The sequence below is a fragment of the Oceanobacillus phoenicis genome, from assembly GCF_047238145.1.
GTDB lineage: Bacteria > Bacillota > Bacilli > Bacillales > Amphibacillaceae > Oceanobacillus.
The window spans coordinates 227,123-246,624 of record NZ_JBDFME010000001.1; the positions used below are offsets into that span (position 1 = coordinate 227,123).

21 protein-coding genes are annotated in these 19,502 nt (G+C 35.3%); 9 read left to right on the forward strand and 12 right to left on the reverse strand.

The window, feature by feature from the left end; translation table 11 throughout:
* Positions 1-22: 22 nt before the first annotated feature.
* Complete coding sequence (gene aroD, locus ABC346_RS01200; protein ID WP_413233157.1) at positions 23-796, reverse strand: type I 3-dehydroquinate dehydratase; 774 nt, start codon at positions 794-796, stop codon at positions 23-25.
* Positions 797-981: 185 nt separating this feature from the next.
* On the opposite strand from aroD, the gene ABC346_RS01205 reads away from it, so the two are divergent.
* Genes ABC346_RS01205 through ABC346_RS01215 form a run of 3 tightly spaced genes read left to right on the forward strand, consistent with a single transcriptional unit; the run spans position 982 to position 2,875 of the window.
* Positions 982-1,308 carry a GntR family transcriptional regulator gene (locus tag ABC346_RS01205; RefSeq protein ID WP_413236492.1) on the forward strand — a complete coding sequence of 109 codons (327 nt, stop codon included), beginning with the start codon at positions 982-984 and terminating at the stop codon, positions 1,306-1,308.
* Positions 1,305-2,180 (forward strand): ATP-binding cassette domain-containing protein, encoded by an 876-nt coding sequence (locus ABC346_RS01210; RefSeq protein ID WP_413233158.1) that lies wholly within the window; start codon positions 1,305-1,307, stop codon positions 2,178-2,180. Before ABC346_RS01205 ends, ABC346_RS01210 begins: the two co-directional genes overlap by 4 nt.
* Positions 2,177-2,875, forward strand: a complete 699-nt coding sequence (locus ABC346_RS01215) for a hypothetical protein (RefSeq protein WP_413233159.1) — start codon at positions 2,177-2,179, stop codon at positions 2,873-2,875. Before ABC346_RS01210 ends, ABC346_RS01215 begins: the two co-directional genes overlap by 4 nt.
* A gap of 163 nt (positions 2,876-3,038) precedes the next feature.
* On the opposite strand, the gene ABC346_RS01220 is transcribed toward ABC346_RS01215, so the two are convergent.
* From ABC346_RS01220 to ABC346_RS01235, 4 genes are all read right to left on the reverse strand, one after another.
* Positions 3,039-4,772 (reverse strand): ABC transporter ATP-binding protein, encoded by a 1,734-nt coding sequence (locus ABC346_RS01220; RefSeq protein ID WP_413233160.1) that lies wholly within the window; start codon positions 4,770-4,772, stop codon positions 3,039-3,041.
* Positions 4,753-5,586, reverse strand: a complete 834-nt coding sequence (locus ABC346_RS01225; protein ID WP_413233161.1) for a MerR family transcriptional regulator — start codon at positions 5,584-5,586, stop codon at positions 4,753-4,755. The genes ABC346_RS01220 and ABC346_RS01225 overlap by 20 nt, the downstream gene beginning before the upstream one ends.
* A gap of 488 nt (positions 5,587-6,074) precedes the next feature.
* Positions 6,075-7,667: an ABC transporter permease gene (locus ABC346_RS01230; RefSeq protein WP_413233162.1), complete on the reverse strand. Its 1,593-nt coding sequence runs from the start codon at positions 7,665-7,667 to the stop codon at positions 6,075-6,077.
* Positions 7,664-8,566 carry an ABC transporter ATP-binding protein gene (locus tag ABC346_RS01235; protein ID WP_413233163.1) on the reverse strand — a complete coding sequence of 301 codons (903 nt, stop codon included), beginning with the start codon at positions 8,564-8,566 and terminating at the stop codon, positions 7,664-7,666. Before ABC346_RS01235 ends, ABC346_RS01230 begins: the two co-directional genes overlap by 4 nt.
* Positions 8,567-8,711: 145 nt before the next feature.
* On the opposite strand from ABC346_RS01235, the gene ABC346_RS01240 reads away from it, so the two are divergent.
* From ABC346_RS01240 to ABC346_RS01255, 4 genes are all read left to right on the forward strand, one after another.
* A complete protein-coding gene (locus tag ABC346_RS01240) occupies positions 8,712-9,299 on the forward strand; it encodes a TetR/AcrR family transcriptional regulator (protein WP_413233164.1) in 588 nt (195 codons plus the stop codon).
* A 90-nt stretch (positions 9,300-9,389) separates the two neighbouring features.
* On the forward strand, positions 9,390-10,148 hold the full coding sequence (locus ABC346_RS01245; protein WP_413233165.1) for a GTP cyclohydrolase II: 759 nt from the start codon (positions 9,390-9,392) through the stop codon (positions 10,146-10,148).
* Positions 10,138-11,241: a bifunctional diaminohydroxyphosphoribosylaminopyrimidine deaminase/5-amino-6-(5-phosphoribosylamino)uracil reductase RibD gene (ribD, locus tag ABC346_RS01250; protein WP_413233166.1), complete on the forward strand. Its 1,104-nt coding sequence runs from the start codon at positions 10,138-10,140 to the stop codon at positions 11,239-11,241. The genes ABC346_RS01245 and ribD overlap by 11 nt, the downstream gene beginning before the upstream one ends.
* An 11-nt stretch (positions 11,242-11,252) precedes the next feature.
* On the forward strand, positions 11,253-11,831 hold the full coding sequence (locus tag ABC346_RS01255; protein WP_413233167.1) for a 5' nucleotidase, NT5C type: 579 nt from the start codon (positions 11,253-11,255) through the stop codon (positions 11,829-11,831).
* A 25-nt stretch (positions 11,832-11,856) separates the two neighbouring features.
* On the opposite strand, the gene brnQ is transcribed toward ABC346_RS01255, so the two are convergent.
* The gene (gene brnQ, locus ABC346_RS01260) at positions 11,857-13,206 is read right to left on the reverse strand and encodes a branched-chain amino acid transport system II carrier protein (RefSeq protein WP_413233168.1); all 1,350 of its coding nucleotides are present in this window, start codon (positions 13,204-13,206) and stop codon (positions 11,857-11,859) included.
* A gap of 234 nt (positions 13,207-13,440) precedes the next feature.
* Here brnQ and ABC346_RS01265 point away from each other — a divergent pair, with 234 nt between their 5' ends.
* Both ABC346_RS01265 and ABC346_RS01270 read left to right on the forward strand, forming a co-directional pair.
* On the forward strand, positions 13,441-14,604 hold the full coding sequence (locus ABC346_RS01265; protein ID WP_413233169.1) for a pyridoxal phosphate-dependent aminotransferase: 1,164 nt from the start codon (positions 13,441-13,443) through the stop codon (positions 14,602-14,604).
* Between the two features lie 24 nt (positions 14,605-14,628).
* The gene (locus ABC346_RS01270) at positions 14,629-15,411 is read left to right on the forward strand and encodes a 2-keto-4-pentenoate hydratase (protein ID WP_413233170.1); all 783 of its coding nucleotides are present in this window, start codon (positions 14,629-14,631) and stop codon (positions 15,409-15,411) included.
* A gap of 334 nt (positions 15,412-15,745) precedes the next feature.
* On the opposite strand, the gene ABC346_RS01275 is transcribed toward ABC346_RS01270, so the two are convergent.
* From ABC346_RS01275 to ABC346_RS01300, 6 genes are all read right to left on the reverse strand, one after another.
* Entirely contained in the window at positions 15,746-16,549 is an 804-nt protein-coding gene (locus ABC346_RS01275) for a DUF817 domain-containing protein (RefSeq protein WP_413233171.1), read from the reverse strand.
* A gap of 31 nt (positions 16,550-16,580) precedes the next feature.
* Complete coding sequence (locus ABC346_RS01280; RefSeq protein ID WP_413233172.1) at positions 16,581-16,796, reverse strand: helix-turn-helix domain-containing protein; 216 nt, start codon at positions 16,794-16,796, stop codon at positions 16,581-16,583.
* 10 nt (positions 16,797-16,806) lie between these two features.
* Positions 16,807-17,283 carry a DUF2975 domain-containing protein gene (locus tag ABC346_RS01285; protein WP_413233173.1) on the reverse strand — a complete coding sequence of 159 codons (477 nt, stop codon included), beginning with the start codon at positions 17,281-17,283 and terminating at the stop codon, positions 16,807-16,809.
* Positions 17,284-17,425: 142 nt separating this feature from the next.
* The gene (locus ABC346_RS01290; RefSeq protein ID WP_413233174.1) at positions 17,426-18,178 is read right to left on the reverse strand and encodes an SAM-dependent methyltransferase; all 753 of its coding nucleotides are present in this window, start codon (positions 18,176-18,178) and stop codon (positions 17,426-17,428) included.
* A 12-nt stretch (positions 18,179-18,190) separates the two neighbouring features.
* Positions 18,191-18,550 carry a hypothetical protein gene (locus ABC346_RS01295; RefSeq protein WP_413233175.1) on the reverse strand — a complete coding sequence of 120 codons (360 nt, stop codon included), beginning with the start codon at positions 18,548-18,550 and terminating at the stop codon, positions 18,191-18,193.
* 70 nt (positions 18,551-18,620) lie between these two features.
* Positions 18,621-19,478: a TetR/AcrR family transcriptional regulator gene (locus tag ABC346_RS01300; RefSeq protein ID WP_413233176.1), complete on the reverse strand. Its 858-nt coding sequence runs from the start codon at positions 19,476-19,478 to the stop codon at positions 18,621-18,623.
* Between the last annotated feature and the right edge of the window lie 24 nt (positions 19,479-19,502).

Consider the following 19,502-nt stretch of genomic DNA (forward strand, 5'->3'; position numbering starts at 1 on the left):
AGAGGTGTATAAGCACACCTCCTTAATAATACTTATTCACAGAATCATGGATAATAGTTAACACTGTCTGTAATTTTTCAGCTTCAATTTGCCCAGGTGCGGAAGCTTGTTTACCTGAAGCAAATGTGATTGCTGAACCGAATACTTCTCCAGCTAAACGACTTATTACTCCTTCCTCGCCCATTGACATGGTGACGATTGGCATACTGCTACGTTCATTCATATCAGAAGTTGCAGAAAGCAAAGTTAACACATCTTGATTACTTTGAGGCATCACAGCAATCTTCCCAATATCGGCCTCGTAATCAACCGCTAATTGCAGGCGCGCTATGATTTCTTCATAAGAAGGGGTTTGATTAAAATCATGATTAGAAATAATCACTTTTTGGTTATGATGATGAGCAAAGGACACAAGTTCTTTTACTAACTTCTCCCCCCGATACAGTTCCACATCAATCATATTGGTCAATTTCGACTCGATAACGAAACGATTAATTCTCTGATATTCTTCCAGAGTAACTTCTCTTCCTCCGCCTTCTGCTCTTGTTCGGAAAGTAAATAATAGAGGAAGATTGGGTATTTCTTCGTTTATTTTTTGCAGAATGCTTTGTACGGCTACTTCATTTTCAATTTCTTTGAATAAATCTCCTCTCCACTCGACTAAATCTACGTTGATTGTTTGTAGTAAATCTAACTCGTCACTTATTTCTTGTTTAGTAGCTCCTGTTATCGGAACACACACTTTCGGCTTACCCTCTCCGATAGCTACATTCTTCACACGAACAACGTTTTTCATTACGCTCACTCCTCTTATCACCATAGTATATCAAAAATATTTCTTTTGCCTATTGACTTTAATCATTTTTAGTTTTATAGTTATACACATGAGTATATAACCGTATAACCATAACAGTGTAGTAGGTGGTGAAAACATTGAATCAGTTTGATAGTGATAAACCAATATTTATCCAAGTCCGAGAAATGATTGAAGATCAAATTGTGAATGATCAGTTGAAAGAAGGAGATCAGGCTCCTTCAACTAATCAACTTGTTCAGTTTTACAAAATAAATCATGCAACTGTTTCAAAAGGAATCAATCAGTTAGTTGAGGAAGACATCTTATTTAAAAAACGGGGTGTAGGTATGTTCGTTATGGAAGGAGCCAAAAAGAAATTGATTCAAAAACGAAAAGAATCTTTTATGGATAACTATGTTATCGGTCTCGTTCAAGAAGCAGAGAAGTTAAAAGTTACTGAGCAAGAAATATTCGATTTAATAAAACAAGCGAATAGGAGGATTCAATCATGAGTTATGAAATAAAAGTCAATGATTTAACTGTACGATATAAAGATTTTAAAGCACTTAATCAAGTTAGCTTTACACTTAGCGGTGGAAGAATTCATGGATTACTTGGTAGAAATGGAGCAGGAAAAACAACTTTACTATCCATTCTTTCTAACTTCCGCAAAGCAAAGGAAGGATCGATTACCATTGATGGGGAAGACCCATTCGACCATCCACGTATTATGCAGGATACTGCTTTTATCTATGATAAAGACCAGACCTATGAATACGAAAAAGTAGGTGACGTGTTAAAAGAGCTTATCGATTTTCGTCCAAATTTTGACGCATCCTATGCTAGTGAATTAGTGAAAAAATTCAAACTTCCATTAAAAAAGAAGATTAATCAATTATCCAAAGGGAAGCAATCTGCGCTACAAGTAACAATTGGTTTAGCTAGCCGCACGCCATTAACCATTTTCGATGAAGCATATTTAGGAATGGATGCTCCAACAAGAGAATTATTTTATAAAGAATTGTTGGCTGATCAAGAAAAACACCCTAGAACGATGATCGTATCCACACATCTCGTATCTGAAATGGATTATCTTTTTGATGAAGTCACCATCATTCATCAAGGTAAAATTCTCTTACAAGACACAAATGAAAATGTTATTTCTAAAGGTTTTTCGATTACCGGTAGTCATCAAGAGGTAGATGATTTCACCATCAACCTTGAAGTTTTGAATACCCAAGTACTAGGCGGAACGAAGTCAGTAATGATTTATGGCAGATTAACTGAACAGCAACAAAGAGAAGCAAAGGAATTAGACTTAGATATTGGTCCACTCTCTTTGCATGACTTATTTGTTCATTTAACAAAGGAGGAAGAAGAATGAGTACAAAAAAACTAGGATTTGGCATATTCAGAGAGCAACTCAAATGGTCTTTATGGTACACATTTACAATTCTACTTATTTATATTGCTGTATTATTGTATCAAGTATATGTAGAAGCAATCGAATTTACAGATTTCTCCATGTTTTCTAATGGATCGTCATCTATATTTATGTTAATAATTGGAATTTTATCCACTTATAGTTTTTTTGATTACTTTGCAAAACGAGGTATTACACGAAGAAACTTTTTCAAGGCAACCATTGGTGCCTCAGTATTACTTGCTATAGCAATTTCTATAACCATATTTCTTATGAATGGATTGTTGCACCTATTAGTTCAGAATACTGGATGGAATATTACATGGACAAATGAGGTATCACCGCCAGGGTTCTTTTCCTTTATGGAAGTATTTATAAGTTACGCACTAATCCATGCACTATACTACTTGATTGGTTGGATGATTGGTTTAGGCTATTATCGATTTGGTTGGGTTCTCGGCACATTAGCTTTTGTACCGCTAGCACTAATATTTGTAAATATTACTGGTTTACTGTGGGGGCTATCTCATATTAATTTCTTCCCACATTTATCTTTACAATCCTTCCCATTATCCATTGTATTGAGTATTGTGTTTGCAGGAATTTTGTTGTACATTAATCACCGACTCATTAAAGAGATTACAGTTGTGATGTAACAACTTTTTTAGATCTTAACATTGTTTATAAATTTATTGCAGCAATAAAATGTGAGTGACTCCAACAGGAAAAAATTCCGAAAATCGTTCCCGATAATTTCGTTCTTGCCTCTGGAAGACATCTCACATTTTACGCTGTAATATTCAATCCGTATTTATTTCATCAAGTCAACTGTTGTTCCGCAAACTGTCGATACAATGGGTGGGTTCCTATCAACTCTTGATGATCACCTTTTCCTGTTATTTCTCCATCTTCAATAAAAATAATTTGATCTGCATCTACAATTGTAGATAATCGGTGTGCGATAACAAATGTCGTTCTCCCCTCCATAAGACGTTGCAACGCTTTTTGAACTACTTGTTCTGATTGACTATCAAGACTTGCTGTCGCTTCATCTAGAAGCAACAACTTTGGATTACGTAAAAACGCTCTTGCTATATTAATTCTCTGTCGTTGTCCACCAGATAATTTCGTTCCCCGCTCCCCTACTTCTGTATTTAAACCATTTGGAAGATCTTTAATAAATTGGTCAGCATATGCCATCTCAGCAACTTCCCACAGTTGACTATCACTTATTTTATCCGCATCTCGAAGCCCATAAGTTAAGTTGTCCCTAATTGTACCTGACATCATAGAACTTTCTTGAGAAACATACCCTAACTGAGCACGCCAAGATAACATGGATACTTCATGAATTGGTTGACTTCCAATTAATATCTCTCCTTTACCAGGTTGATAATATCGTTCAATCAGACCAAATACCGTCGTCTTCCCGCCACCACTTGGGCCAGCAAAAGCAATCATCTCCCCTGGATTTGCTTGGAAAGAAATATTTCTTAGTACCTCTTCTCCATTTTCATAAGAAAAGGAAACATCGCAAAACTGTAAAGCTTCATTATCTATTTTTTTATCGATTCCTTTATGTGTTTCTTCTACATCTTTCTCAAGAATTTCAACAATTCTTCCAGTAGCACCTTTTGCTTTCTGCAATTCAGTAAAGAACATAGCAAACGTAGTTATTGGAAATGTAATTTGAAATAAATAGAGCAAGAAAGCAACTAATGCTCCTGTCGTCATCGTACCTTCTTCCACTCGAATCCCGCCATATCCTATAATAACTACAATGACGAGCATTACGACCATATACATAAATGGGCCAATGATAGAGAAGATTTTAGCTTCTCTTAATCCTGTGCGAAATAAATTGCCAATACCTTTTAAACCCTTTTGTTTTTCTGCTTCCTCAGCGGTAGATGATTTCATCAGTTTAATTTCACTAATCGTTTGTTGAATATCCCCTTGAAAAGAAGCTGTCTCATCTTGTAATTTCCGGGACACTTTTGACATACGTGTTCCTAATGGAATCATAACAATTACTGTTATCGGTACAGCAACCAACATCATTAATGTCATACGCCAATCCATTATCAATAAGATGGTGACTGCACCAATAATAGATATTAATCCGGAGATAAATTGCGGAAAATGCTGCGAGACCAAATCTTTTACAATCCCCGTATCATTAATTACTCTACTAACGGATTCTCCACTTGGTTGTTGATCAAAATACCTGACAGGTAGACGAATCATCTTTTGCCAAATAGACTCTCTTAAATACGCCACTACTCGTTGCCCGACGTAGGCTAATGCGTAATTAGAAAATCCATCAATCAGAGCATGCAATACAAATATACCTATAATAAGTAAAATAAAGTTCAATGTTAGTGAAGTTAATGAAAATCCATCTACTAACTCTCTTGTTAACAATGGTATGGTAAGTCCTACCAGTGTCGTGATGATACTCCCAATTAATCCTAAAGCAAGAATAAACTTTGGGATATTCGCTGTTAAAATTAATGATAGAAATGCTTTATTATTACGTTGACCTTTTTCCATTCCATACTTCTCCCTTCCAAAAATCGCTGTTTTCCGTCATATATGTTGTCATCATTTCATCGATCCACTGTTCTTCTGCCTTTGTTAGCGGGGTCGGAACTAACTTCTCCATTTCTAAAATAAAACGATCCAATTCTTCATCACTAACGTCTTCCGCTTTTTCCGATTTTAATATGCTTTCAAGCTCGTAAAAGCCTTCCGCTTTAAATATATCTAGAATAAAATTGAAAAAACGTTGAAACAGCTCCATTACTTCTGGATCATCACTTGACCTTCCTACTAACCGTTTCGTTTCTTTATAAAAACGCAACATTTCTTTCTCCCACAGCAACTTTTCACTACCAGTCGCTTTAAATAATTGATCAATCGCTTGATCTGACATAATTCCTTTTGAAATTTCTTTCTGTTGTTTTTCTGTTTGCATACTCGCAAGCAAGCTTACTAACACGTCTTTATCAATTTCTTTTTCATCTTCAATAAGTTGTACAGTTCGTTGTATCATCTCCATAGAAACTTCAATTTTTTCTTTCTCTTCTACTAATTTTGCTTCTTGTAATCTTAGTGTTTCAATAAAACTCAAATCAACACTTGTCGAGATGATGATTTCTTTAATTTCTTCTAATGTAAACCCTAAAAATTTCAATGTTAAAATCTGATGCAAACGAAGCATATCTTCTTTTACATACTTCCGATGTCCTGTATTCTTATCTCTCTTCGGTTCTAATATCCCTTTCTCATCATAATAGTGCAACGTTCGTATCGATAAACCTGTGTATTCAGCAAATTCACTCACGGAAAAAATATCATTTGTCATGAATTATCCCCTTCCCTAAGAAAATCATATCACCTCACGTTACGTTAGCCGCAAGTTTTTTTAGAACAAAAGTGCAAGCGCCCGTTTTAAGGAAAGCCGACTAAGAACGCCCCGTCCTGGGGCAACGTCGACATGACCCGGATCCTCCGGGCCCACGTAGCTAGTGCGCCCCTGCTTTCAGGGGTGGTTCGACAAGGGTCGAACTTCCTTTTTTCTTCTGAGATAAAGGAATCACGGTGAGGGACGAACCGATGATGACTTTCACCGCAAGGGCACAAGTGTGACTAAGCCTCATAAAGAACATTCGGCAAGTCTTCTTTATCGTAGGGCGATTTCGTGAAGTCGCCTAGTTTCTGGATGCTGGAGCTGGACGTGGCAATTTCTGTCTACAAAAATATTCGGTCCAAATTTTATACTTTCTTATCTCGAAATAAAAACTCCACAGAAAAAGACGAACATCCTTTTCTATGGAGCATTTACATTTTATATTACCCTTGGATATCTCTATTTCGATAACCAATAAATCCAACTATTCCTAAAAGAACTGCAACTACACTATAAATAATTATATTTATCATATCTATATCTTCTCTTGGATAAACAGGTATATGCTCATACAGAGAAAGATTTCTTACCCAGCCAGGTAGATCAAGTATATCCGCAAAATAAACGACAATAAAACCGTATACAATAAATAGCCAAATGAACGATGTGAATTTTGGCATAAATCCAAGCAAAAATATTGTTATTCCTGCAACAAGTAGAATAACAGGGATATGCACCATAGATGCACCCATGATTTCACTAAAACTTAAGAATCCTTCTTCCATCACATTGGTTCCAATCAACCAAAAAACCAACCCCATAACAATTGGAAAACCAATACATATCAACACACTTAGTAAAGCATACGTAGCTAAGACTTGATTCCTCGACCATGAACGACTAATAATAGGCTCTATTCTGTGTGCATTTTCTTCTCCTTTTAACCTTAAAATACTCATCACTACTGGGATTGATAAAATAACGGCCATGATCGACATAAATAATATAATAAATTCTTCCACTAATGAACCCTCTGCCGATAGAAAGGACTGGATAAATTCGTTATCTGCAATAAATACTTCTAAGTCGCCTAATATTGCAGCAAATGCTCCGATCAAAAATAATATAGAGACAAGCCACGTCAAGATCATTGTGCGCTGTAGTGTAAACACAAATCCAAGCTTTGTTTTCAATAAAAATGATGCGTGTGATTTCCCTTTTTTATCTGGAATAAACCCTCTACCTAAATCACGAATATACTGCAAATAGTAAGCTAGTATAAGAAGCAATCCCGATATGCTAAGACATACCAATACCGGCCACCAGCTGTTCTCTACAAACACTTCTGAGCGCACAATCCATCCCAGCGGAGATAGATAAGAAATCCCTTCTACACTGACATCTCCTGTGGCCCGAACAAGATAAAATAGTAACAACGCTAAAAATGCAATAATCGAAGTAGTCCTACTTGTTTCGACTATTTGAGCAATTACAGAAGTCATTGAACCAAATAATAACCCTGTAGCACCTAGTAAGGCACCATACAAAATCGCTCCTTTTATATTCATACCGTCATTATTAATAAGAATTAATCCACAAGTTACACCAATAGAAATCAGTATATTCGATATCGCCATCAGACTCATTGTTGTATGAATGTAACTAAGTTTTCCAGTTGATAATGCACGAATGAGCTCCACTCTTCCCTCTTCTTCATCATTTCGAGTGGCCTTACTGACAAATAGAATATTCATAATAGCTACTGCCATTGCTGTAAACAACAACATTTCTATAGCAAATAGACTTCCAAGCACTTCATAATTATCATAGCCGACACCTAACATAGCAATCATAACAGGGTTTTCCATCGTCAATCCAAAAGCTTCACGAGCTTGTTCATTCGGATACATTGAAGGGTAACTGGATGCAGTTGCTAATGTTACTAATACAATTCCAATAATCCATAGGAATAAACGCAATCGGTGTTGACGTAGTAAATACGGAAATAATATGTTGCTCCCTCGAAAGAGCTTCATGATTGCTCCTCCTTATTCCCTTTCTGTTCATAATGTCTCATAAACAAATGCTCTAATGTAGGCGGCTTACTCTCTAAACGAATGATACCGTAACTACTAATATACGAGATTACTTCATCCATATATTCTGTATCTACCTCAAACGATACAACAGAACCTTCTTTACGTAATTCATGTATTCCATTAATGGCTTCTATACTCTTAAACGGCTGCTTTGTTTCAACAATTATATTCATTCGAGTGAGATGACGCAGTTCTTGTATTGTTCCATCTTCAATGATTTCACCATGTCGAATTATCGCTACCCGATCACATAATTTTTCTACTTCCGATAATATATGGCTCGATAAAAGTACAGTTTTTCCAGCATTTCGTATTTCTTTTACACCTTGTTGAAAGACTTGCTCCATTAATGGGTCCAATCCTGAAGTGGGTTCATCAAAAATAAACAAATCCGCTTCAGAAGCAAAGGCACTGATTAAAGCAATTTTTTGTCGATTCCCTTTTGAGTAAGATCGACACTTTTTTGATGGATCAAATTGAAACCTTTCTATCCATTCGTCTCTTTTTTTTGTAGAGAATTCACCATTCATTTTCAAAAATAAATCAATAACCTCTCCACCTGTTAAGTTTGGCCAAACATGTACATCGCCAGGGACATAGGCACAACGCCTATGAATGTCAACTGCATCTTTCCACGCATCTCTACCAAAAAGAGATACGCTGCCACTTGTTGGTTTTAACATCCCAAGTAGAATACGTATTGTCGTCGATTTCCCCGCTCCATTTGGACCTATAAATCCATATATTTCTCCTTGATTAACTTCCATCGATAATTCATTCAATGCTCTAAATGCGCCAAACATTTTATTGACGTCTTTTACCTCGATCACAGACATGAACCGAACACCTCCAAAAGTTATGAAATATTTATAATCTTTTATTTCATAATATACGGTTTGGTTACAATTGACAATAAGTTTTGAAATAATTTCATTGTTATATTTCAAAAAATTTATTAAGATAATAGTGGAGGTGTCTAGGGTGGATGGTTTTGAACGTAGAAAACAAATGAAGAAACAAGCCATTATCCATGCTGGTTTAGAATTATTTCAACAAAATGGAATTAAAAATGTTTCTATAAATGAAATTGCAACACATGCAAATGTATCACAAGTGACCATATACAATTACTTTGAGAGTAAAGAAAAGTTACAATACGAAGTACTCATTCAATTTATCCATGATTATTGGAACGAATATAAAACATTGATTGATAGCAATTTATCATTTACAGAGAAATTAAGAATAGTAATGTTTGATAAAGCGGAAGCAGCAAGGAAAATTCATACGGAATTTTATGCTTATTTAATAGACGAGCTGTCTAAGAATGATAGTTATTTAACCAATCTCTATCAACAAGAGATTATTCCATCCGTTATGGAATTATTCAATCAAGGTCGAGAGGCAAAGGCAATCGATCCAAATCTAAGTAATGAGGCGATCATGTTTTATATGCAAATGTTTACAGATTATATGCGGCGAGAAGATGTTATTTCACAAGCACTGCCACTTACGGACGAATTAACGCAAATCTTTTTCTATGGTATTACAGGAAACAAAAACCAATAGGGCTTAAGCCCTTATCAGTCAGAGTTGGAACAATTGATTTGATAACAGTAATACACTATACTATGAATCAATTGAAAGGAGTCTTTCAGAATGTTAAATACAAAACTAGAATCACAGGCTTTTGCCCTTTTAAAAGATAAAATACAACTTATTCAACAAAATGATCATGCAATATATTTGGTTGGACCAATCCAACTTCCGATAAATTTAGACGGAGAGACTACTGTTTTTCAATGGTATTGTTGGTTAAATTATGATGAAGTAACAGAGGATTATGAAAAAATGATTGAAAAGTTATCCTCTGCAAATCTAGCTGAATACCAACAATCTAGTGTTTTAGTCTATGGAGATTTTGCTCATGCAGAAGAAGCACTTATTCGTATGCATTCGATTTGCCATACTGGTGACATTTTTGGTAGCAAACGTTGTGACTGTGGTTTTCAATTAAAGGAATCAATGAAGAAAATTAGAGAGCATGGGACTGGTGCCTTGTTCTATTTAGCAAATCACGAAGGACGCGGTATAGGCTTATTTAGTAAAGCGATGGCCTACGTACTACAAGAGAATGGATATGACACTGTAGAAGCAAATGAAAGTCTTGGGTATGTAAATGATGCAAGAGATTATAAAGATGCAATTGCAGTTCTGCAGACACTTCGCAGCAAGCCAGTTACACTGATCACAAACAATCCACTCAAAGTAGAAGCTCTTGAAAATGCTGGGTTACACCTATCTGGACGAACTCCTTTGTGGGGAGACCGGTCAGAATATAACCAAAAATATCTAGATACTAAAGTGATAAAATCTGGTCACTTGCGAGAGGATGGAAAATGCAGTAATGACTACTGATAAGCAATATATGAAACTTGCATTAGAGAATGCAAAAGCGATGAAAGGTCAAACAGACCCAAACCCTTTAGTCGGTGCAGTTATTGTTAATCATAATCGAATTGTCGGTGTAGGTACCCATCTCAAAGCTGGAGAGCCACATGCGGAAATTCATGCGCTACAAATGGCTGGTGATAACACTAAAGGAGCAACGGTCTATGTCACACTAGAACCTTGTTCACACCAAGGTCGAACAGGCCCTTGTGCCCGCGCACTAGTTGAAGCAGGTATACAACGCGTCGTTATCGCAACGCTTGATCCAAATCCTTTAGTAGCTGGCACTGGTGTGAAAATACTACAAGATGCTGGAATTGAAGTAGAAGTCGGTGTATTAGAAGAAGAATCTATTTCGATGAATGAAGTATTCAATAAATTTATTACTCAAAAACTTCCCTTTATTACATTGAAGGCAGCATCTACATTAGACGGAAAAGTAGCAACAAAGACAAATCATAGTAAGTGGATTACGTCTGAAGAAGCACGTGAGGATGTTCACCATCTAAGAAATGAACATGCTGCTATATTAGTTGGCATTCAAACTGTACTTCATGACAACCCAGCACTAACTACCAGAATACCGAATGGACGAAATCCAATAAGGATTGTACTTGATTCAAATTTACGTATCCCTCTTGATGCACAACTAATTCAAGACAAAAAAGCTCACACAATGATATTTACAAAAGAAGACGTAGATCAAAGAAAGAAGGAAAGATTAGAATCTCTTGGTGTAGAAGTAGTTATAACTTCTGGTAAGAAACAGACCGACATACAGGATGTTGTTAATCACCTCGGAAGGCAACAAATTTCCTCCTTATTATTAGAAGGTGGGGGAAATATTCATGCTTCTTTCTTAGCAGCTGGACTCGTTGATAAGGTAGTCCTTTATTTGGCTCCAAAATTAAGTGGCGGAAAAGATGCCCCAACCTTTTTTGAAGGGCCAGGTATCGAGCGGATGGAAGCTGCTATCGATTTACTTAATTTAAAGGTGGATCAGGTTGGACCTGATTTTAGATTTGTCGGTTACCCTGTTTTTAAAGAAATAAATGATTAGGAGTTCCATAAATGAAATTTGGTTTTGATATTGACGACACACTTATAGGATTACGCGAACATGCTTTTCACATCTATCAAAGAAAGCTAAACCAACAAGTGGAACAAGAAAAATTTGATCAACTTGACCGTGTAGAAATTCATGAATTATTCAGCATGAATGACCAGGAAGGGAAACAGATGTGGGAAGATTCTCTAGAAGAAATATACTTTACGAATTGTCCACTTTACCCAGGTGCATTGGAAACCATTCAACAATTAGAGGAACGTGGTCATGAGATTTATTATATTACTGCTCGTCCCAAACAACATGGTGAGCAAACGAAAGCTTGGTTACGTGAAAATGGGTTTCCTGTTTTAGATAGTCACTTTTTTTATGGGATGAAGGATAATGAAAAAGTAGAGATCATTCAACATCTTGACCTAGACTACTATGTAGATGATAAGCCTGGTGTTTTAGATACACTGGCTAAAACGAATACGAATCTTCTTATTAAAGACCAATCTTACAATCGGAATTTTAAAAGTTTTCCACGTATCATTGATTGGCATGACTTTTTACAGAATAAAATGCCCGATAACCAATTTTAGGTATCGGGCATTTTTGATATTCACATTAACTAGCATTGGTTTGACGAAAACGAACAACCGCCATCATGATGATAGTAACTACTAATGCTGGTACTATCCATCCTAAACCTTCATTGTAAAATGGTAACACCGTTTCAAATACATTAAGAACCGGTTGCATCCAAGCAAAGTTTTCAATTCCTAAAGAATCACACAATGCTTTTAAGCCATCAAAGATACTGAGTATAAAAGTAACTCCAATAGTTGGTATATACACCCAACGAGAGTGATAGAACAATGGTGAAACAAATGTTAATAATACAAGCACCATCGCTAGAGGATACAAGAACATTAATACTGGAATAGAGAATGTAATGATGTTCGTCAATCCAAAATTAGCAACAATAAACGTTAAAATAGAGAAGAAGAAAACAAAGGGTTTATACCCTATCTTCGGAAATAAAGTATTAAAATACTCTGCATTTGCTGTTACTAAACCAATCGCGGTGGTCAAGCAAGCAAGTGAAATTAGAACTGCCATTAACAGACTACCGAATGTTCCAAAATAATGACTCGCTGCACCGCTTAATACCGGTCCACCATTATCAAAATATCCTAAAGTACTAACACTTGTTGCCCCTAAATATGAAATCCCAACATAGATTACTGCTAATAACAAAATAGCGGTAATTCCTGTTTTCGCTGTAGCAACTAATATTCCCTGTTTCGATTTTACTCCTAAAGCACGAATAGATTGAATAACGATAATTCCAAATACAAGTGCCGCCAATGCATCCATCGTGTTATATCCTTCTAAGAAGCCTTTAAAGAAACTAGATGATTGATAAGCTTCTTGTGGTTCTTGAATGGATCCCATTGGATTGAAAAAGGAAACAATCAATAGTATTGCTAACAAAATGATTAACAATGGTGCAAGGATTTTCCCAATATTATCAACAATTTTCGCTGGATATAATGAAAATAATAAAGTAATTAGGAAAAATATGATTGTAAAAATAAGCAAACCAGTTTGAAATGATTCTTCTGCAATAAACGGTCCAATACCTACTTCAAATGCTACCGTCCCTGTTCTTGGCGCCGCAAAAAATGGTCCAATTGTAAGGTAAAGTAATGCAGTAAATCCAACTCCATAGATTGGATGTACCCTGCTTGCCAATTCTTGAAGATTTTTCTTTCCTGAATATCCCATTGCTAATATCCCAAGTAAAGGTAAGCCTACCCCCGTTGTTAAAAATCCAATGATTGCAGGAACAATATTTTCTCCTGCCAGTTGCCCTAGTTGTGCTGGGAAAATAAGATTTCCCGCCCCAAAGAACAACGCGAAAAGCATAAATGCAATTGCTAAGTATTGTCTTACTTGTAATTTATTATCCATAACTGTGATTCCCTCCAACATAGCCGAAAAATTCTTGGAATTATCTGATTTTTTAGTATAAGAAGTACAACGAAAATAATAATACACCTTACTTCATATAAATGCAACATATTTTGACAAGTTTCTACAAATATTTTCATGGTAAAAATTTCTTTATTTAAAGGTAGACATATACAAGGAATGAAGTTAATATTTATAGTAATTTGAACATTGCAAAATAAGGGAGGATACAACATGAAACAATCCAATCGTTTAAAACAATTACCTCCACAATTCTTTGCATCTCTCGTACACAAAGTCAATCAAGCCATTTCTGAAGGAAGAGATGTTATTAATTTAGGTCAAGGTAATCCAGATCAACCTACTCCACCTCATATTATAAAAGCTTTACAGTTAGCAGCAGAAGATCCTATGACACATAAGTATTCCCCTTTTCGCGGAACTGAAAATTTTCGAAAAGCAGCTGCTACGTTCTACAAACGCGAATATCAAGTAGATTTGGATCCTAACACAGAAATCGCTGTATTATTTGGAAGTAAAATTGGCCTTGTAGAACTTCCATTAGCACTAATGAATCCTAATGAATGGATAATGCTCCCTAATCCAGGATACCCCGATTATTTGTCGAGCATACCATTAGCTGATATTCAATATGATACAATGCCTCTTTTAGAAGAAAATAATTTTTTACCAAATTATGAACAACTTACATTAAATCAAAAAGAACGCACAAAATTGTTATATTTAAATTATCCAAACAATCCAACTGGAGCTACTGCAAATAGTGATTTCTTTAAAGAAACTGTGGAACTTGGAAAGGATCACGATATTGGCATTGTTCATGATTTTGCTTATGGTGCAATCGGCTTCAATGGAAAAAAACCGATTAGTTTTCTTCAAACTGAAGGGGCAAAAGACGTTGGAATTGAGCTGTATACGCTATCCAAAACGTATAATATGGCAGGTTGGCGTATAGGTTTTGCAGCTGGTAATAAAGAAATGATTGAAGCCATTAATATTTTGCAAGATCATTTATTCGTTAGTGTCTTTCCTGCAATACAACGAGCGGCTTCAGAAGCATTATTAAGTGACCAAAGCAGTGTACAAAATCTAGTTACCCTATATCAAAAACGAAGGGATACGTTAATTTCTGAATGTAAGCGGATCGGCTGGAACATCAAAGCACCAGAAGGCTCCTTCTTCGCTTGGTTACCGGTACCAAAAGGTTTCACCAGTGAAACTTTTGCTGATTATTTATTGAAACAGGTCGATGTAGCTGTTGCAGCTGGAAATGGATTTGGCACTTTCGGTGAAGGATACATACGCGTAGGATTGCTTGTTGACGAACAACGTATTGTGGAAGCAATGAAACGTATAGAAGAATTAAAACTATTTTAAATCGACTCGAAAGGAAAGATATAAATGAGTAAAGAGAGTATACTTGAAATTGTTCATCAACTAAAGAAAGCACATCAATCCAAACAACCTATTCCCTTTATTCGAGATACATTCGATTTAACAGAAGAGGAAGCTTATCAAGTGCAAGAGTTATTTATTAAAGATCAACTTGAAGAAAAAAATGTACTTATTTCAGGATATAAAGTTAGTATGACAAGTAAAGAGACACAAGCAATAGCGAGTACACATGAACCAGCATATGGCACATTGTTACCGAATCATGTAGTACCATCAGGAAGCCAACTATCAAAATCGGAACTTTTTCAGCCTTTACTAGAACCTGAATTAATCTTTATTGTCAATGAAGATCTAACACTGAACGCAGAAGAAGCCGAGATTCTTCAAAAGACTAGTATCGCTGCGGGAATTGAAATTCCCGATGCACGCTATATTGATTGGTTCCCAAACTTTTCTCTTATCGATTTATTAAGTGATAATACTGCAACTGGCAAAGTAGTAATTGCCCAATCTGCACCTATATTAACACTAGAACAATTAGGAACTATTCCATTAGAACTATATCATAACGGAGAGAAGATTAAAGAAGCATATTCTTCTGCTGTATTAGAGAATCCAATTCATGCCGTTCGTTGGTTAAGTCAAAAATTGGCACTACATGGAACAACCTTAAAAAAAGGAATGATCATTTCTTCAGGCACTTTTATTCCTCCAATTCCATTAGAAATTGGTCATTACGAAGCCGTATATCCTGGAGTTGGAAAAGCAGAAATAACAATCATCAACTAAAAAAATGAAACACCCCGAAGCATAGAACAAAATCTATCTTTAGGGGGTGTTTTTTATTACTCGGATCAATTTTATAATTAATATATTGGTGTAAAATACGAATGTTCGCTATTTTGATTTCCATTGCAGACGGACGCTTTTTAGCAGGCACGGCTTCAGCTAACTTGAAAAGAAGAACACTTTCAAGTGGATCTTCAGCTCGTGCTGTCCCTGCAGGAGTCGCCGTCTTCCATTACAACCAAACCCAATTCCGCTAAAACCCGAACTAAAATGTTCGTTTTTTAAATTAAATTTTGTAATTATGAATTTGATTACAACTATATCTAAAATAAACCTAAGATTCATAATAACGACTTACATTAATCTCCAATGTACGCGGATCTTTTCCTTTCACTCGTTTTAATGTTGCAACAATAAGAAAACTAACAATCACAAGTAGCAACCAGGAACTAATCTTCCCTAAGTGAACCAAACTCCATGCATCCGTTTGATTTGGGTACTCCCATGCTCCAAAATAGGTTGCTATATTTTCTGCAATCCATATAAAAAAACCAATAAGAATAAAAGAAAATACAATTGGCATGCGATATTTAGACTCACCTATTTTATAAACAACATACGATTTCCAAAAAACAACAACCACAAGTATAGATAAGGCCCATCGAATATCTACCCAAAAATGATGTGTGAAAAAGTTCAAGTAAATAGCTAATGCCAAAGGCGCTACTATATAGGATGAAGGCCATTGCATCAACTGAATATCAAGTCTTCGCCATGCCTGACATAGATAACTTGCCACACTGGCATACATAAAACCACTATACAAAGGTACCCCAAAAACTTTCGTATATCCTTCCTCAGGATAAGCCCAAGAACCCATATGTACTTTAAACAGTTCTAAACAAAGGCCAATTATATGAAATAATGTGATCACTTTTAATTCATCTTTTGTTTCCAAACCTGATTTCAGCATGAACCACTGCATGAATAAACAAATGATTAATAACCAATCATATCGTGGCAAAAAAGGTAATGAGATGATTTGTGTAATTGCTAGTGAAGCAAAAATAACCACTGGGAATAAACAAGATAAAGCTTGCTCCCAACCAAAACGAATAAGTTGTTTTAATGCTTTCACCTCTCCACTCCTCTCACAACTAAATATAACTCTAACCTTCTGAATCAGGCTTGTATTCTAAGATATCTCCAGGCTGACAATCTAATGCTTTGCAAATGCCTTCCAGCGTCGAAAAACGAACAGCTTTTGCCTTACTATTTTTTAATATAGAAAGATTGGCCATTGTAATTCCTACTTGTTCTGATAGTTCTGTAACACTCATTTTCCGTTTAGCGAGCATTACATCAATATTTATAATAATTGCCATGTTATTCACCTCAGACTGTTAGATCATTCTCGGATTTTATATCATTCGCATTCTTAAATAACTTTTGTAATACGGCAGCGAAAACGGAGATTATCAATGAAGCAAAAGTAATCACTAAACCAATTACCAATAGCCCTGGAGCATCATCTATTTCAGCAATTATATAAAAAATGGGTAAGCTAATCACATACATCACACTGATAACCGTTGCACAAAATCGTATAATCTTTAGAGATTTTATCGACTGTTCAGAGAATGCTTTACCTTGATCTATATACTGTAATAACTTATATGCTTGAAACAATGCATAATAAAAAGGAATAGCTGTTAAATACAAATAAATTATAAATAAAGGAAGTAGATAAAAATATTCTCCATTACGTTCAGTTATCGATAAAACTCCAGGCATTAAAAATATACATAAAGCTAATACCGGAATACCAATAAGAAAGACGGCAACTTTTAAAACTTGTGTTTCTCGCTTCATCAAAACCACCTCACCAAGCATTTATTTATTATATATTAACATATTTTTATCGAATATCAATAAATATTTACCGAAAATAAAAAAGCACCCCTATATTATAGAAATGCTTCTTCATCTATATACTCTCTACTTATAATTACCATCATTCTTTTCTTAAAACAGCCAGATAACTCATTGCTCTACCCAGCGAAACTGATTCTGTATATACACCTTGCTCGTAATTCATTTCCCCGCCTGGTCCACACTTTGTTAATGTCAATGGAATATCACTAATTAGCAGCTCTAAATCAGCTGGTGAATAACATCGTAAAGATTGTGTAATTTTCTCCTGTTGTCTGCTTTCTTCCCACCAAGAATCTATCATCCTACAATTTAATGCATCAAAATCATATTCCCTAAATACTCCTGCCTTTATCTGCATTGTCATTCCCGAAACTTTCGCCCAATACCATGGCGTGTATATGTCAATCAATGCTGTCCCATCTGGACACAACCAGTGATGTATTCGTTTTAGTAAAACCTGTTGCTCTTGATCGACTCCTATTCCAAATCCATCCCAATAACATACCACATCATATTGCTCGGTTAGTTCTACTTTATAAAAATCCTCATGTATGACGGTAATTTTAGATAGTACACCTTCTTGCTTAGCAAGTTGGTATGTATACTGCACTGCATTTTTCGCTAACTCGATAACAGTAACTTCATATCCTAACTTTGCCGCAGCAACAGCAAAATAGCCTCGTCCACCTCCCAATTCCAGGACTTTTCCAGATAAGGATGGTGCATATTTTTTCAATGTATTCAGTAATTTTTGTTGATATTCGAGCTCTTCTGTATCGTTCAGTTCCCACATGCTATATTGTTTCTCATAAAACCCTCTCACCCATTCCACAAAGCAAATCCCCTATCTACTAATTTTAGCAAGATCTTCTCGACCTTTATAAAACTTCCATGCAGTTGATACGAGTAATATTAGTATAATAGACACAGAAGCAAGCATATTATTTTCAACCCCAATAAATTCAAACCACGTAACTATGATTGGAAACATAATCAGTATCGTTATTAACCAAGGGATAATTAAAGCATAATACAACCCTAAGCCCTTATGCATTTTGAAAAGAGATGTCCATTTTGATTCATTCATACGGAATACTTTTTTCATAAGGAAGAATACTGAAAGAAGCACCACCACGTAAAACAACCCAACGATAATACTGATGAATACATAGGAGAGGATCAATATTAATATGTCCATTATCATTCTATCAACCACCTATTTTTAGAAAAATCAATCTGTGCTATATCATACCATTTATAGGAGATTCTGTTTATCACGCCCCCCCTTTTTCATTAGCATCTTTACACAAATACTTTCGTAATAAATATACAAACCAACTGCATTGTTGATGATTTTTTATATTTTCAATTAAACCATTTACAATAGCATTACTTAAAAATGGTTCTTGTAAATGTTGTAATAGTAATGATACCGACTCTTCTTCAATGGTTCCCTCTTTAAGTTCCTTTTGTTTCTCACTTGCTTCTGATATTACTTGCTCTTTTGTTACGTTCACTTCGACTGGATCTTCAACAATGTGCATAACATCCTCGGTAATAAAAGGAATCGATATATTTTTTGCTAATAGGTCTGTTTTCTCTACTAACGATTTTGATAGTAACTCTAAGTCAACATCATTTTTTTTGAATAGCAATAAGCGAGAATGAATATCTATAAACCCTTTTATACAATATACTAAGTCATACTTGGAAGAATTAATGTCGGCCCCATAAACCCTCTGTACGATAGACAAAATAATGTTTCCTAGTTGCTTATCAAAATAGCGTAACTTTAGAATCAATTCCTTGTTAAATAGATTTGTCTGTTCTGTTAGCAAAATTTTAGCAAAGTCAGAGTGTTTCTGAAAAGAATCAAAAATAGTGCTATAAAATATGAATAAAAGATGATCCTTCTCTAATGCATTTATGACTATATGGTCAATATCTGATATAAATTTCTGCATAAACTGATCAATTAATTCATATATTAACTCGTCTTTTGATGTGAAATATAAATAAAAAGCCCCTTTAGAAATTTGACAATAATTTGTTATTTGTTGAACTGTAGTAGCCTCAAACCCTTGTTCTGCAAATAGTTCTAAAGACTTATCCATAATCAATTGTTTTTTCATACATATCGCTCCCATTAAATCTCA

Coding starts and splice junctions, on each gene's coding strand:
- aroD (WP_413233157.1), bottom strand. CDS start 796: ATGAAAAACGTTGTTCGTGTGAAGAATGTAGCTATCGGAGAGGGTAAG.
- ABC346_RS01205 (WP_413236492.1), top strand. CDS start 982: ATGATTGAAGATCAAATTGTGAATGATCAGTTGAAAGAAGGAGATCAG.
- ABC346_RS01210 (WP_413233158.1), top strand. CDS start 1,305: ATGAGTTATGAAATAAAAGTCAATGATTTAACTGTACGATATAAAGAT.
- ABC346_RS01215 (WP_413233159.1), top strand. CDS start 2,177: ATGAGTACAAAAAAACTAGGATTTGGCATATTCAGAGAGCAACTCAAA.
- ABC346_RS01220 (WP_413233160.1), bottom strand. CDS start 4,772: ATGGAAAAAGGTCAACGTAATAATAAAGCATTTCTATCATTAATTTTA.
- ABC346_RS01225 (WP_413233161.1), bottom strand. CDS start 5,586: ATGACAAATGATATTTTTTCCGTGAGTGAATTTGCTGAATACACAGGT.
- ABC346_RS01230 (WP_413233162.1), bottom strand. CDS start 7,667: ATGAAGCTCTTTCGAGGGAGCAACATATTATTTCCGTATTTACTACGT.
- ABC346_RS01235 (WP_413233163.1), bottom strand. CDS start 8,566: ATGTCTGTGATCGAGGTAAAAGACGTCAATAAAATGTTTGGCGCATTT.
- ABC346_RS01245 (WP_413233165.1), top strand. CDS start 9,390: ATGTTAAATACAAAACTAGAATCACAGGCTTTTGCCCTTTTAAAAGAT.
- ribD (WP_413233166.1), top strand. CDS start 10,138: ATGACTACTGATAAGCAATATATGAAACTTGCATTAGAGAATGCAAAA.
- ABC346_RS01255 (WP_413233167.1), top strand. CDS start 11,253: ATGAAATTTGGTTTTGATATTGACGACACACTTATAGGATTACGCGAA.
- brnQ (WP_413233168.1), bottom strand. CDS start 13,206: ATGGATAATAAATTACAAGTAAGACAATACTTAGCAATTGCATTTATG.
- ABC346_RS01265 (WP_413233169.1), top strand. CDS start 13,441: ATGAAACAATCCAATCGTTTAAAACAATTACCTCCACAATTCTTTGCA.
- ABC346_RS01270 (WP_413233170.1), top strand. CDS start 14,629: ATGAGTAAAGAGAGTATACTTGAAATTGTTCATCAACTAAAGAAAGCA.
- ABC346_RS01280 (WP_413233172.1), bottom strand. CDS start 16,796: ATGGCAATTATTATAAATATTGATGTAATGCTCGCTAAACGGAAAATG.
- ABC346_RS01285 (WP_413233173.1), bottom strand. CDS start 17,283: ATGAAGCGAGAAACACAAGTTTTAAAAGTTGCCGTCTTTCTTATTGGT.
- ABC346_RS01295 (WP_413233175.1), bottom strand. CDS start 18,550: ATGATAATGGACATATTAATATTGATCCTCTCCTATGTATTCATCAGT.
- ABC346_RS01300 (WP_413233176.1), bottom strand. CDS start 19,478: ATGAAAAAACAATTGATTATGGATAAGTCTTTAGAACTATTTGCAGAA.